Genomic DNA, 14,100 nt, shown 5'->3' on the forward strand with positions numbered 1-14,100 from the left:
ACTTATTATGTTGCAAATAGTTTTAAAGAGTTTATTGGAATGATTACAGAATAATTGCCCTTTATAAGTAACAGATCCTAAAAGGAATACTTACTTATTCTTAACGGATATCGATGAGGACAAGCAAAGATTATTGAAGTTTAATAGGTAACGATAAGTATTGTGATAAAGAAAAAACAGTTAAAAGACGAACAATACATGAAGTTGGTGATTTTGTGAGTGACTTAGAGCAAGTGGATCATTTATTAAATCAATTTATAGAAAATTCGCCTACATTAAGTAACGGTAAGGAAGCGATGGGAAAATATGTGGCAATGATAGACGACAACTTTAATCTGAGCGATTATAAAATTCTTTTAGAACGTAGCTATTATAAATTTGAGGAATGGCTAAATGATTTGCTTGTTAAAGAAAAGCCGGATGAGGATATCGTAGCCTTTAATTTCGGATTGTATGAGATTGAAAATAGTATCCAAATATATATATCCGGTTCGAATGAATGGGATAGTGACGATGAAGATTGGGAAAGTAATAACGATTACTTTCCAGAGGGGAGATATTTAAGCATACCTCTTTATGACAATTTGTATAGAATACTAGATGATAATTTTGAAGTGGGACTATTTCTCACCATTGCTTCAACTATAATTTTAATTCATACATATGTAGGGACTAGTTCGAGTAGATTACCTAAAGGTGTTGCACTTGCGACAGGGTTTGATGATGGTGATTTATATAACTTTGGGGAAATAAAATAATCAAAAATAATTGAAACCACAGAAATTAGTGCAGTGGAATGAAAAGTATAAAAAAGGATAGCGATTAAGAGATAGAATTGTTAATTGTAAAGGAAATCGAACAATCAAGGAAAGAGGGAGGAATCACAGCATGGAAAAAGTAAAGTGGTTATTTACAGAAGAAATAATGGATGAAAAAATAATAGATAAGATAGAGAAATCTTTTGGCGTGATTTTCCCAAAAGATTATAAAGAATGTGTAAGAAAGTACAATGGCGGATATCCAGAACCAAATAATTTTGAATTTGAAAATGGGGGAGAAGGTGTAATAAATGATCTATTAAGTTTTACAAGTCAAGAAATGAATATAGAGATGTTTTATGATCCTATACAGCCTGAGATGGAAGGGATTATTCCTTTTGCTAGAGATCCTTTTGGAAATCTAATATGTTTTGATTATCGGGAGAATAAACTATCACCAACAATTGCATTTTGGGATCATGAGGAACAAGGAGAAGCAGCTATAGAGATAATTTGTCATACATTTTCAGAGCTATTAGATGGATTATATAATGAGTAAAAATCTATCTTCAAAAGTGAAGGAGAAATAAATATGAACTTTGAATATGCGTTTCCTCCAACAAGCCCAAGGGAAATTGAAAACTTTGAGGAGAAATATAATATTAAGTTACCAGATGAGTATAAACAATTTTTATTATTGAATAATGGAGGGAAAGCAGAAAAAAGAAGGTTTGTTACAAATGATGGCAGGAAAGAAGGTATTGTAGAATCTTCTGTTGTATTGTTTTTTCCTTTATTTACTGAAACGAAACCTAATTTAGAAGAAATGTTTAATAAATATAATTTAGGGAAAGTAGTTCCTTCTCATTTTTTCCCTATTGGTTATAGCATAGGTGAAAGTTTAGTCTGTTTATTAGTTGAAGGAGAGGAAAAAGGGAACATTTACTATTGTGATATGGATTATTTTGAACAAGATAATGGATTACTAGATGAAGAAATAAAATTTATTGCAAAAGATTTTTCAACATTTCTAAATGAACTTAAAGCTCCACCGAAAAGTTAATGTGTTATACGATGAGATTTTTGTACTTAAAAAACGGTAAAAATGTATTTTGAAAATGAGCAAGAAATATCTACTTGTATTTGAAAGCATATCTATAAATAATATAAAAGAGTATCTGAACAAGTAATATTGTTTAGGTACTCTTTTTATGAATTTGAGGGCAAAAATTGATGTCTTTATAAGACAGTATATTTCTAATTGAAAATATACCGTCTTATAAACTTCCTGTTCATTCTAGAAAAGATGAAAATATTTTAAACATAAAGGGTAGGTATAATTGAAAGAAAAGGCACAAAACCATATATTGTGAAAATAAAAAAGTATCTTCTCTGTGAACAAGTGCAACGAGTCAAAGATTTTATCAAAAATGCAAGATGCAGCGGTTAGTTTAATCCAAATGTGGTGTAATCGCTAAAGGGTAGTGGTCAGAACACATTAGAAATATTAAAGAAAACTCCATCTTCAAAACGTATAGAGCATAGCCTAGTTTAAGGTGGAGAGGAATTGCGGTCTTACTAGATGTGTGTAAAATAGTACGATCTGAATTAGAACGTATGTTCTTTTTGGATGTTTTGTAGTATGATAAGGATATAGAAGAAAGAGGTAAAAACCTTGGTGAAGGAAAAAGAACATGTAACTTATCAAGTTTGGATTAAGCAAGGTAGCAGTCTATATGCTTATTTCTAAAAAATGTGTCAAATGCAAAGAATCTCTACAATACAACAAACTTCTATATTCGCCAAGTGTATACTGCCTTACCCCCAGAGAAATCATTACAACCCCTTCAACAAGAATTCCTCCATACATTACAAGCACATATTATGAATGACAATCAACTTCGTGCATATCAAAAGCGTCTTTAAAAACATAAAAAAAGCCTGTGACAGAACGGAAAAAAATCAAATGCAGCCTGTTTGTCCTTCCTACAAAGAGGAAATCGTTCATATCTTACCACTTTCTAGATTGTTTGTTTAAAACCATGAAACAACAAGATTATGTCAGTTTGCCAGCGCAAACCAACCAATCTATCATGAAAAAACTCTATCAAAACTGGAAATCATTCTTTGCTTCCGGCAAGGTATATCAGAAACACCCTTCTGCTTTTACTAGCAAACCACGCATTCCATCCTATATCCAATCATCTATGAAAGAAATTGTATTCACCAATCAAGTATGTAAAATCCAAGATAAGTACCTTTGTTTTCCGAAAACAAGCATAAAATTAAATATTAGAAAAAAATCTCGTGAAAGCAAAAAAGCGATATAGGAAAACAAAGGAATCAATCGTTCTGTCATATTCCACATCGCTTATTGATTGAAATAATTATCTATAAGGCGAGTCGTCAAGGAATCACTGTACAAACAAACAGTAGAAGAATCGTATGCAAGTAAAGCATCTGTTGAAGGTGATTGATACACAAGAAACTCCCACTTCAAGATTGGAAGGAGATAAATAGTGGGAGTTTTTATTATAGCTAGTGGGGAGATTGATGCATAATATTCTGATGCTTAGATACTATATTTTTTAAAAATTTATGAAATTGAAATCTATAATAATAAAAGGAGATGTTAAATGTGGAAGAGTTTATAAGAACCTTAAATTTTGAAGAAATGGATGCAATTGAAGAAATTGTACCGAAAATAATAAATGAGGTAATACAAACTAATATTCCGTATAAGTGGGAGTGTACAGAAGAGCCTTTTATTAATTTATTTGGTAAGCTGTGTTTTGATCGTTCGGGTGATGTAGTAAAAATGAAGAAGAAAGATTTAATTGACATTGACTGTACTATAGCTGAAGAAGGAATTCCTTTTTGGGCTGAATCTGAACTTCAGTATTTTCTGGATTCTATTAAAATTAATCGTTGGGAGCCAACTTATGTATCAAACCACGGAAAACATTGGATAACTTATATGGAGGTGGTATGGAGTGAATTAGAAGATTGGAAGTATTCTAATTTTGAATTGTCTGATGAAAATGGTGAAGAGATTAATGAAGAATTGGAACAAGAGATCAATGACTTGTTTTATGAATTAATAAAATCATACTCGTATAAAATATACTATGCGAGGGTTTTACGAACTTTAAAATAAATATCTTGCTTGACAGTCATAAATATAACCTATATAATTCGTAGTAATTTCAAAAGAAGTTATATTCAGAATATTAGATTGCGTTGAATAGGAGTAGTAAGGTCATGTGTTTGTACAGAGAGCTATGGGTTGGTGTGACATAGTCAAATGACATCCTGAACTCGCCTAGGAGCAGTAAGATGGAACAGAAGTCTAATTCTTAGTAAATCTTAACGATTAACCTTCGATATCAGGTTTGTAATCAAACGATTACTACTAAGGTGGATTCATAATGGAATCAATAAGGGTGGTACCGCGTTAAGTAAATGGCTTAGCGTCTCTTTATATAAAGAGATGCTGGGCCATTTTTTTATTATATCCAGAAAGAAATGGAGGGTTTATTTGGATTGGTTAATAATATTTATTTATTAATATAAAATGATTTAATTAGGAGGAAAATAGGATGAAACAGACGGAGCAATGGACTTCGAAACTAGGATTTATAATGGCCGCAGCAGGATCAGCAATTGGACTCGGAGCAATTTGGAAATTCCCTTATATTGCCGGAAAGAGTGGGGGAGGAGCGTTCTTTTTAATTTTTATATTGTTTACAGTATTAATAGGTCTTCCGTTATTAGTAGCTGAATTTATGATAGGGCGCAGCACTCAAAAACAAGCAATTGGAGCATTTAAAAGCATCGCACCACATACAGGGTGGCATTGGATTGGACGTCTTGGTGTTGGAACTTGTTTTATTCTACTATCCTTTTATAGCGTTGTTGGTGGCTGGGTATTAATCTACTTATTCCGTGGTATAACAGGACAACTTATTACACCACATCAAAACTATAGTTCTCTATTTACAGAAACAATTGGAAATCCAGTTTGGGCAATTGTTGGGCATTTTGCTTTTATGTTTATTACGATTTGGGTTGTATCAAAAGGGGTACAAAATGGAATTGAAAAAGCAAGTAAATATATGTTACCAGCACTGTTCGTTTTGTTTGTTGCACTAATTATTCGTTCGTTAACACTTGATGGTGCGATGCAAGGTGTGAAGTTTTTCTTACAGCCTGACTTCTCAAAAATCACATCAGAAAGTATTTTGTTTGCGATGGGACAATCATTCTTTGCTATTAGCATTGGAATTTCTATCATGGTCACTTATAGCTCTTACTTAAATAAAAAAGAAAGTTTACCACGTTCAGCGGTAACAATTGTTGGACTAAACCTATTTGTTTCTCTATTTGCAGGACTTGCTATTTTTCCAGCAGTATTTTCACTAGGAATGGAGCCAACAGAAGGGCCAGGATTACTATTTATCGTCTTGCCATCAGTCTTTAGTCAAATTCCATTTGGAAGTCTCTTCTTAACAGTATTTCTTGCTCTATTTACATTTGCTACACTAACATCTGCATTTTCATTACTTGAAACAGTTGTTTCTGCATTAGCAAATGGAAAGCCAGAAAGAAGAAAGAAATTATCGTGGATGATTGGATTCTTTATTTTCCTTGTAGGTATCCCCTCTGCACTTTCATTTGGGGTATGGAGTGATATCACGATCTTTGGTAAAAATATTTTTGATGCAATAGATTTCTTATCTAGTAATATATTAATGCCGCTTGGAGCACTATTTATTAGTATTTTCGTATCCTTTAAAATGGAGAGAAAAGTACTAGAAGCTGAATTCTTTGTAGGTGGAAACTACGGAAAATCATTATTTACATGTTGGATTTTCTTGCTTCGATTTGTTGCTCCAATTGCGATTATTATCGTCTTTTTGAATGTGATTGGGATTATTTAACTTTAAATGTTATAATATTCAGAAATAAGAGGTGTGGAAAATATACCATTTTATTACGGATATGTAACATGTTCTTATTCGTGCTCCTCCTATTTTAACAATATAGATAGGATAAGGAGGAGACGAATGGAAACAAAACAAGATCTGTTATTACAGGGACAAATGATGAACATAAGAGGAAAAGAATTGTACGTTGAACTTCATGGTTCACCTGAAAACCCACCAGTACTGTATTTACATGGAGGGCCTGGAGAAAGTTGCTATGATTTTTCTTTTCATCAAGCTGAGCGATTAAGAGATTCCTTTTATCTTATTGCACTAGATCAACGAGGGGTATGCCGCTCAGAGGCAATTGCTGAGACAGAACCTTTTGGATTACAGGATCTTATTGAAGACTGTGAAGCCTTAAGAGAGAAATTGCAAGTTGATAGATGGTCAATTATTGGACATTCCTTTGGTGGATTTCTCGCTTTGTTATATGCAACAACGTATCCGCAATCAATTCATAAGATCATTTTTGAAGGTCCTACATTTGATTTTGAGTTAACAACGAGGTCATTGTTGAAGAAAACGGGAGCATTATTGAAGAAGTATGGAAAAGAAGAACTTAGTAACCAATGTGTAATATTATCAGAAAGTAATGCTTCATCAAAAGAACTTCTTGAGGGATATTTAGAATTAAGCGATGAATTAGAAGAACAACGAATGGAAATTTATTGCCCGCCTCATGTTAGCGATGAAACGGATTATAATTTGTATAGTGAAGAAGAATGGGAAGTGTTTTATCATCGTTCAGACATTCATTTCACAAGATTGCGAGAGGAAGGGAAGGTCTATCAATCTTTATTACCAAAATTACAACAAGTGTCACAGCAAATGTTATTACTAATTGGCAAATATGATGCAGTAACCTGCGAAAAACAAATTGAAACGTTTTTACGAGATGTGAGAAATGGAAAAATAATCGTGCTTGAAGACAGTGGGCATACGCCGCACTATGAAGCAGCGGATCGATTTGCGGAGATTGTAATTGATTATCTGAAATGAGTTTGTTTAAAGAAAAGGTTCTTCTTGGAAATGAGAAGAACCTTTTTGCTATGTACTTGTTGCGGAAGTGACTCGTTATATTTCGGTATGATAGATTGTAATGTTAGGCCACATACTTTGCCAATTTTTCTTTCTTAATCGAGCTTCATACATATCAACACGTTCTCTCGATTTTGTGAAATGTGGCGTTGGTGTTACTTTTAAATTGAGAACATCTTCGATTCCACAAGGAGCTGTTAAAACGACATTGTTCATTTCATCTAACGTAACCCCAAGAGCAGTTGCTGTTTCGGGAAATTTGGAAATCGCATCTACTGAAGAAAAATAGGGAGGCATGTTATTAATGATATGCATTCTTGCCTGATTTTTTACTGACCATGGGATATTAGGATTCAATTTTTTAAGTAGCTCTTCTAGTTTTTTCTCTTCTAGTTCATTAATATTTGAACTGTCAAAATAAATGATGTCTATATCGGGCAAAGTTGTTCGTACTTTAAAGTTATGAAGCACATCCCAAATCTTTGAACGAATAAACCCAGCGCAAACCCACCAATCAGGTAGATGTAATGATTTTGCTGTCTGTAATATTTCCATCATCCATGTATCTTCTTGAATAAGCTGTATAATATCTTGTTCGTTTTTGATTTTCATCAATGTCCCACCTTTTAAGTATAACAACTTATAACTGTTATATGGAGTTGATTTATAGCTAAATGAACTTACAAATCTCTAAATATAGTATGTCTTTCTCTTCATCAGGTATTCCTTCTGTTAATCTTGCTGCCATAACTGGCAATATCCACTGCTTTATATCTTGCCATGTACCTTTCGATAAATGTAAATACTGAGCTATGTATTCATTACAAAATTCATTTCGTAATGAATGGATACCTTCTTTTAAAGAAGAGGGCATGCTTTTAGGAAGAACGGCATGTCGAAGTATAACAACAGTTCGTGCTACGTCTGCAAATGGATCGCCACCACCTACTGTGGACCAATCTATGACGATAGGACCATGATTGGCAAGTATGATGTTTTCAGGATGGAAATCCATATGAATGGATTCTATTGGTGTTTTGTATGGATACGGAAGTGAAGAAGAACTTAGGGGTGTCGAAGCTACGTATATTGTGAAACATGTCGAAGAATTAAGAAGCTTTTATACAGGAAAAAAGAATGTAAATGTGTGAAGTAAATAGAAAGCTAATTTATTGGAAATCCCTTTAGGACGAACAATGTATAAAAGTTGTTCATCCTAAAGGGATTTTTATGATGTAATAGAATATTAATAAATATGCTTTTTTATTATTCATATTTTGTTAGAAAAGGAGGTAATCTGTCAGGATTTGAATGTAATGTGTGCACAAGAAACATATATTACATTCGTTCGACAAATATTGTACATATGCAAGTTTGTTTATAAGAATGTATTAGAAATGAATGGAAGAACAAAAAAAGTTACGCTATAAAAAGATTGAATATTCAATAAAAATAAGGTGCGAAGAGGGGGAAGACAATTGGAGTTAGTCATTATTTTATTAGCACTTAGTATGCTCATGTTCGTTGCATACAGAGGGTTTTCCGTTATTTTATTTGCACCGATTTTTGCACTGTTTGCTGTATTTTTAACAGAACCTAGTTTTGTTTTACCATTCTTCTCAAACATTTTTATGGAAAAGATGGTAGGTTTTATTAAGTTATATTTCCCTGTTTTCTTGCTCGGGGCTATTTTTGGTAAAGTAGTAGAAATGTCAGGTATTGCGGATTCAATTGCGAAAACAATTATTGAATTAGTGGGTGAAAAACGGACGATTTTGGCAATTGTATTGATGGGTGCTGTTTTAACGTATAGTGGTGTAAGCGTTTATGTTGTTGTGTTCGCTATTTATCCGTTTGCGGCAAAGCTGTTTCGCCAGGCGAATATTCCAAAACGTTTAATACCAGGAACTATTGTCCTTGGAGCTGCTACTTTTACGATGGATGCACTCCCTGGGTCGCCGCAAATTCAAAATGTTATTCCGACAACGTTTTTTAAGACGGATATATATGCAGCGCCAATACTTGGGATACTCGGGGCGATTTTTGTTCTTACACTTGGTTTATTATATTTAGAAAGTCGTCGTAAGAAGGCAGAAGCTGCTGGGGAAGGATATTATGGATTTCAAGATGGGAATTCTGAAATGGCTGCAACTATGGAGTTACAGCAAAACATAAAGTCCGAACGTCCAGCTGTTGAGATTACAAGAATACAGCAGGCTATAGCTTTTGTACCACTTATTTTAGTTGGAGTCATGAATAAATTTTTTACAATGGCAATTCCAACATGGTATCCGAATGGTTTTGATTTTTCTTTAATTGGAATGGAGGCATTTGGGAAGGTTGAACTGTCTGGAGTACTTGGTATATGGTCTGTAGAATTAGCGCTTATTATTGGTATTATTACGACACTTTTATTATATTGGAAGCGGGTTGTGACAGGATTCCAAGCAGGGTTAAATACAAGTATTGGAGGGGCTTTGCTTGCAACAATGAATACAGGAGCAGAATTTGGATTTGGTGGAGTAATTGCAGCACTTCCAGGATTTGCGATTATCCGAGATAGTATTTCTACGACGTTTACAAATCCACTTGTGAACGGTGCTGTAACGACAAATATTCTTGCAGGTATTACAGGTTCAGCCTCAGGTGGAATGGGAATTGTTTTAAGTGCAATGGGAGATAAATTTATCGCTGCTGCAGACCAATACAATATTCCACTCGAAGTGATGCATCGCATTGTTTCTATGGCATCAGGAGGAATGGATACGTTGCCTCATAACGGAGCAATTATTACCATACTTACAGTTACAGGGCTAACGCATAAACAATCGTACCGTGACATATTTGCAGTTACGGTTTTAAAAACAATTGCTGTATTTTTAGTTATTGCATTCTATAGTATGACAGGAATTTATTAATAGGTTCCCCACATTTATTTTTTATGTAGAGAGGAAATTCCCAGTTAAAGTGGAATATTTATTGATAATTTATGATGTAAAATGTATACATCATAAAGGAGCATTAATATAAAAGGAGGGAATGTCTTGCAAGAAATAGCAGAGTTTCGTATGCCAAAGGCCGTATTATATGGAAGGAACTCACTTGAGAAATTAGGAGAACAAGCAATCCAGTATGGAAAGAAAGCTTTTATAATAAGTGATTCTATCATGGAGAAGCTTGGTTATGTTGAAGCATGTGTGCAACAATTAAAAGCGAAGAAAATAGATGTCATCATATATGCAAATGTAAATGCAGAACCAACAAACATCCATATTTCGGAAGCGCTATCACTGTGTTTAAAAGGAGAATGTGATCTTATCATTGGTCTTGGCGGAGGAAGTTGTATTGATGCCGCAAAAGCTGTTGCTGTGCTGTATACAAATGGGGGGGAGATTGAAAATTATGCTCAAAATCAGATTATAGTAGAAAAATCTCCATTACCGCTTATTGCTATCCCAACAACTTCTGGTACAGGTTCAGAAGTTACAAGTGTCACTGTCATTACAAATACAGTGACAAATATAAAAATGATGATGAAACATCCATGTTTTACTCCACAAGTAGCGATTATCGATCCATTACTTACACGTTCTGTTCCACCTTATATGACTGCAGCAACAGGAATAGATGCATTATGTCATGCGATTGAAGCATATATTTCACGGTTTGCACAACCGCTTACGGATGTACTCGCACTTGCAGCAATTGGAACAATTATGAAATATCTTCGCATCGCATATGAAGATGGAGATCATATGGAAGCAAGGGAAGCGATGATGATTGCTTCTTTGCAAGCAGGTGTAGCATTTACGAATGCATCCGTCACATTAGTTCACGGTATGTCTCGCCCGATTGGAGCGATGTTTCATGTTCCACATGGAATTTCAAATGCGATGTTACTACCTGCTATATTGGAATTTACGAAAGATTGTACAGTGAAGAGACTTGCAGAAATTGGTCGAGTAATCTGTCCAGATTTGAAAACGTTGTCAGAAGAGGAACTTGCAAATCTTGCGGTAAAAGAGGTAAAGCAACTCTGTTCCGATCTTCATATTCCTAATTTACGGGAATATGGGATACAGCAAACGGAATTTGAACATGTCATTTCGAAAATGGCAAAAGATGCGCTTGCTAGTGGTAGTCCAAGTAATAACCCGCGGATTCCATCGTATCACGAAGTTATAAAGTTATATCGTATTTGTTATGATTATCGCCATGAAGATTCTACAAGCATTGTATAAGGAAGGAGGACAGCAAACGAAAAGATAGCGGCGTAGGGGGAATTACTGTGTTTCATTCACAAAGGGAAATAAGGTTAATAAAAATCAGAAAATTCTTTAAATATTTCCATGGAAATGAAAGGAGGAAGAACGGATGGAATTAGTCATCATTTTATTGGCACTTAGTATGCTTATGTTTGTTGCGTACAGAGGGTTTTCCGTTATTTTATTTGCTCCGATTTGTGCGTTATTTGCCGTTTTATTAACAGAAACGAGTCATGTGTTACCATTTTTCTCAAATATTTTTATGGAAAAAATGGTCGGCTTTATTAAATTATATTTTCCGGTTTTCTTGCTCGGTGCAATTTTTGGTAAAGTAGTAGAAATGTCAGGCATTGCAGAATCAATTGCGAAAACAATTATTCAAGTTGTTGGTGCGAAACGTTCTATGTTAGCGATTGTTCTGATGGGTGCAATTTTAACATATAGCGGTGTTAGCTTATTCGTTGTTGCCTTTGCAGTGTATCCATTTGCAGCTAATCTATTTCGGGAAGCAAATATTCCGAAGCGTCTTATTCCAGGAACAATTGCCCTTGGGGCGATGACGTTTACGATGGATGCGCTTCCCGGAACACCACAAATTCAAAATGTTATTCCAACGCCATTTTTTAAAACAGATATTTATGCTGCTCCCTTTCTTGGAATTATTGGAGCAATCTTTGTTTTTCTTATTGGTATGTTGTATTTAGAAAGTCGTCGTCGAAAAGCGGAAGCAAGCGGAGAAGGGTATTACAGTTTTGAAGATGAGAATCCAGAAATGGCAGCATCAGTTGAGCCAGGGCAACAAGTAAAGCAGTCTATTCAAGCTGCTGAAATTACACCACTTCGTCAAGTGCTTGCTTTCGTACCGCTCGTTTTAGTAGGCGTTATGAATAAGGTGTTTACAGTGGCCATTCCAACGTGGTATCCAAATGGATTTGACTTTTCATCTATTGGATTAAAAACTTTTGGAAAAGTGGAACTGTCAGGAGTACTTGGTGTATGGTCTGTAGAACTAGCACTTTTAATGGGAATTATAACGACAATTATATTAAATTGGAAACGTTTATTCACAGGGTTTCAAGCGGGGTTAAATGCAAGCATTGGTGGTGCTCTGTTAGCAGCGATGAATACAGGGGCAGAATATGGTTTTGGTGGAGTAATTGCAGCGCTTCCAGGATTTGGAGTTATTCGAGACAGTATTTCTACAACGTTTACAAATCCACTTGTAAACGGAGCTGTTACGACAAACGTTCTTGCGGGAATAACTGGATCAGCCTCAGGGGGGATGGGCATTGCGTTAAGTGCAATGTCAGAGAAGTATATCGCTGCAGCTGAGCAGTATAATATTCCATTTGAAGTCATGCATAGGGTTATTGCAATGGCATCTGGGGGAATGGATACATTACCGCATAACGGTGCGGTTATTACATTATTAGCGGTAACAGGATTAACACACAAACAATCGTATCGTGATATTTTTGCGATTACGATTATTAAAACAGTAGCTGTTTTCGTTGTGATTGGCGTGTATAGTTTGACAGGGCTTGTATAGAAAGTAAAAAAGAAGAGAGAAAACTCTCTTCTTTTTTACTTTCATAATATTATTATGTAAACAACTGAGGGTTATAGATAGAAAATGTTCAGAAAATATTTTATAATGTAAGTGGTTACAAAAAAGGGGGAGTATTATGTTTTCACTACAACCTATCGCCTTTGTACATAATGAAAGAATTAAGCTAGAAGATGATTTATCCCGCATTAACGGGCAGTAATACCCCCACCTCAAGATTCTAAGGAAACCAAAGAAGATAGGTGGGGGATAAACTGCCCATAAAAGCCCGATTGGTTCAACTAATAATCAGTGGGGGATGAAGAAAACCCCCCACTGATTAAAGTTTCACTTTATGGGGAGAGGTGCAATCTGTTATTGAGTTAACGGATTCTTTTGCAGAAGAAAGTATAGCTGGGATTGAAAGCTTTTCTCATATTGAAGTAATTTTTTATTTTCATAAAGTTACAGAGGAACAAATTCAATATATTGCTAGACATCCTCGAAATAATAAAATGTATCCGAAAGTTGGTATTTTTGCACAAAGAGGAAAAAATCGTCCAAATAGATTAGGAGCGACGATTGTGAAAGTAGTAAGGCGAGAAGGAAAATGTATTGTGGTAGAAGGACTAGATGCAATTAATGGAACCCCTATTTTAGATATAAAGCCAGTTATGAAAGAATTTGTACCAACTGAAGCAATTATACAACCAGATTGGGCGACAGATCTTATGAAACAGTATTGGAAAGGGAGCGAAGAAAAGTGAAGATATATGAAGCAACGATTGAAGATTTAGAAGGAGTAGCATCCGTATTCAATAATTATCGTACATTTTATAGACAAGAATCGAATGTTGAAGCAGCAAAAACATTTTTACGTAAGCGTATAGAGCATAATGAATCAGTGATTTTTGTAGCCGTAGAAGATGGAGAGTACCTTGGATTTACGCAATTATATCCTTCTTTTTCTTCTATTTCAATGAAAGAACTATGGATATTGAATGATTTATTTGTACAAGAAGGTAATCGAGGATCAGGTATTGGAAAGAAACTATTAGAAGCAGCTAGGAATTTCGCCTTAGAAAATGGTGCAAAAGGATTGAAATTGCAGACAGAAATAGATAATATTGCAGCACAACGATTATATGCTGAAAATGGTTATATGAGAGACAATCATTATTTTCATTATGAACTAACTTTCTAAAATCTATATAAATACAAATTAAAAAACCGACATAAAACCCTTCTTTTTAGGTGGGAGAGAGCATCCGGCCTAAAAAGAAGCGGTCAGATCTTTTTCCTGCCCCATGCGAAGTGAAAATAAAGAGGGAAAACGAGTGCGGGTAACTCTTTGTTATCTATAGCCGCGGCTATATGTCGAAAAATCAAAATGGATTTATATAGATGGGGGATAATTGCCCGTAAAAGCCCGATTGGTGAGGGCTAATAATCAGTGGGAGATAAAGACTCCCACTGATCAAAGTTTCACTTTATTTGTGATTGCT

At 34.8% G+C, this 14,100-nt stretch carries 13 protein-coding genes, 2 pseudogenes and 1 other annotated feature; of the genes and pseudogenes, 13 read left to right on the forward strand and 2 right to left on the reverse strand.

Translation table 11 applies throughout. The features are described 5' to 3' along the window. Nucleotides 1-215 precede the first annotated feature (215 nt). The 7 genes from QRE67_RS10840 (at nucleotide 216) to QRE67_RS10870 (ending at nucleotide 6,745) form a co-directional block, all read left to right on the forward strand. Nucleotides 216-758, forward strand: a complete 543-nt coding sequence (locus QRE67_RS10840; protein WP_286124847.1) for a hypothetical protein — start codon at nucleotides 216-218, stop codon at nucleotides 756-758. A gap of 130 nt (nucleotides 759-888) precedes the next feature. Further along, entirely contained in the window at nucleotides 889-1,317 is a 429-nt protein-coding gene (locus tag QRE67_RS10845) for an SMI1/KNR4 family protein (RefSeq protein WP_286124848.1), read from the forward strand. Between the two features lie 33 nt (nucleotides 1,318-1,350). Next, on the forward strand, nucleotides 1,351-1,821 hold the full coding sequence (locus QRE67_RS10850) for an SMI1/KNR4 family protein (RefSeq protein ID WP_286124849.1): 471 nt from the start codon (nucleotides 1,351-1,353) through the stop codon (nucleotides 1,819-1,821). A 979-nt stretch (nucleotides 1,822-2,800) separates the two neighbouring features. Continuing rightward, nucleotides 2,801-3,088, forward strand: coding sequence for a hypothetical protein (locus QRE67_RS10855; RefSeq protein WP_286124850.1), 288 nt, complete (start codon nucleotides 2,801-2,803; stop codon nucleotides 3,086-3,088). 308 nt (nucleotides 3,089-3,396) lie between these two features. Beyond that, a complete protein-coding gene (locus tag QRE67_RS10860; RefSeq protein WP_286124851.1) occupies nucleotides 3,397-3,915 on the forward strand; it encodes a hypothetical protein in 519 nt (172 codons plus the stop codon). Between the two features lie 74 nt (nucleotides 3,916-3,989). Further along, nucleotides 3,990-4,239: a binding site (T-box leader), on the forward strand. A gap of 118 nt (nucleotides 4,240-4,357) precedes the next feature. Beyond that, nucleotides 4,358-5,698 (forward strand): sodium-dependent transporter, encoded by a 1,341-nt coding sequence (locus tag QRE67_RS10865; protein WP_286124852.1) that lies wholly within the window; start codon nucleotides 4,358-4,360, stop codon nucleotides 5,696-5,698. A 126-nt stretch (nucleotides 5,699-5,824) separates the two neighbouring features. Then, nucleotides 5,825-6,745 carry an alpha/beta fold hydrolase gene (locus QRE67_RS10870; RefSeq protein WP_286124853.1) on the forward strand — a complete coding sequence of 307 codons (921 nt, stop codon included), beginning with the start codon at nucleotides 5,825-5,827 and terminating at the stop codon, nucleotides 6,743-6,745. Nucleotides 6,746-6,820: 75 nt separating this feature from the next. On the opposite strand, the gene QRE67_RS10875 is transcribed toward QRE67_RS10870, so the two are convergent. After that, nucleotides 6,821-7,396, reverse strand: coding sequence for a nucleotidyltransferase family protein (locus QRE67_RS10875; protein WP_286124854.1), 576 nt, complete (start codon nucleotides 7,394-7,396; stop codon nucleotides 6,821-6,823). A gap of 58 nt (nucleotides 7,397-7,454) precedes the next feature. Continuing rightward, nucleotides 7,455-7,799 (reverse strand): phosphotransferase, encoded by a 345-nt coding sequence (locus tag QRE67_RS10880; RefSeq protein WP_286124855.1) that lies wholly within the window; start codon nucleotides 7,797-7,799, stop codon nucleotides 7,455-7,457. 10 nt (nucleotides 7,800-7,809) lie between these two features. On the opposite strand from QRE67_RS10880, the pseudogene QRE67_RS10885 reads away from it, so the two are divergent. The 6 genes and pseudogenes from QRE67_RS10885 to QRE67_RS10910 all read left to right on the forward strand — a co-directional run. Continuing rightward, a pseudogene (locus tag QRE67_RS10885) lies at nucleotides 7,810-7,935 on the forward strand (HAD family hydrolase); the annotation flags it as partial. A gap of 327 nt (nucleotides 7,936-8,262) precedes the next feature. Then, nucleotides 8,263-9,702, forward strand: coding sequence for a GntP family permease (locus QRE67_RS10890; protein WP_286124856.1), 1,440 nt, complete (start codon nucleotides 8,263-8,265; stop codon nucleotides 9,700-9,702). A 126-nt stretch (nucleotides 9,703-9,828) separates the two neighbouring features. After that, nucleotides 9,829-11,025 (forward strand): iron-containing alcohol dehydrogenase, encoded by a 1,197-nt coding sequence (locus QRE67_RS10895; protein WP_286124857.1) that lies wholly within the window; start codon nucleotides 9,829-9,831, stop codon nucleotides 11,023-11,025. Nucleotides 11,026-11,158: 133 nt separating this feature from the next. Continuing rightward, the gene (locus QRE67_RS10900; RefSeq protein WP_286124858.1) at nucleotides 11,159-12,598 is read left to right on the forward strand and encodes a GntP family permease; all 1,440 of its coding nucleotides are present in this window, start codon (nucleotides 11,159-11,161) and stop codon (nucleotides 12,596-12,598) included. 353 nt (nucleotides 12,599-12,951) lie between these two features. Then, nucleotides 12,952-13,362: pseudogene (locus QRE67_RS10905) on the forward strand (SAM-dependent methyltransferase); the annotation flags it as partial. Next, the gene (locus tag QRE67_RS10910; protein WP_286124859.1) at nucleotides 13,359-13,799 is read left to right on the forward strand and encodes a GNAT family N-acetyltransferase; all 441 of its coding nucleotides are present in this window, start codon (nucleotides 13,359-13,361) and stop codon (nucleotides 13,797-13,799) included. The pseudogene QRE67_RS10905 and the gene QRE67_RS10910, both read left to right, overlap by 4 nt. Nucleotides 13,800-14,100 lie beyond the last annotated feature (301 nt).

This window comes from Bacillus sp. DX3.1, from assembly GCF_030292155.1.
GTDB lineage: Bacteria > Bacillota > Bacilli > Bacillales > Bacillaceae_G > Bacillus_A.

Excerpts from the sequence above, each read along its gene's own strand:
- QRE67_RS10845 (WP_286124848.1), top strand. The coding sequence starts at position 889 with ATGGAAAAAGTAAAGTGGTTATTTACAGAAGAAATAATGGATGAAAAA.
- QRE67_RS10850 (WP_286124849.1), top strand. The coding sequence starts at position 1,351 with ATGAACTTTGAATATGCGTTTCCTCCAACAAGCCCAAGGGAAATTGAA.
- QRE67_RS10855 (WP_286124850.1), top strand. The coding sequence starts at position 2,801 with ATGAAACAACAAGATTATGTCAGTTTGCCAGCGCAAACCAACCAATCT.
- QRE67_RS10865 (WP_286124852.1), top strand. The coding sequence starts at position 4,358 with ATGAAACAGACGGAGCAATGGACTTCGAAACTAGGATTTATAATGGCC.
- QRE67_RS10870 (WP_286124853.1), top strand. The coding sequence starts at position 5,825 with ATGGAAACAAAACAAGATCTGTTATTACAGGGACAAATGATGAACATA.
- QRE67_RS10875 (WP_286124854.1), bottom strand. The coding sequence starts at position 7,396 with ATGAAAATCAAAAACGAACAAGATATTATACAGCTTATTCAAGAAGAT.
- QRE67_RS10880 (WP_286124855.1), bottom strand. The coding sequence starts at position 7,799 with ATGGATTTCCATCCTGAAAACATCATACTTGCCAATCATGGTCCTATC.
- QRE67_RS10900 (WP_286124858.1), top strand. The coding sequence starts at position 11,159 with ATGGAATTAGTCATCATTTTATTGGCACTTAGTATGCTTATGTTTGTT.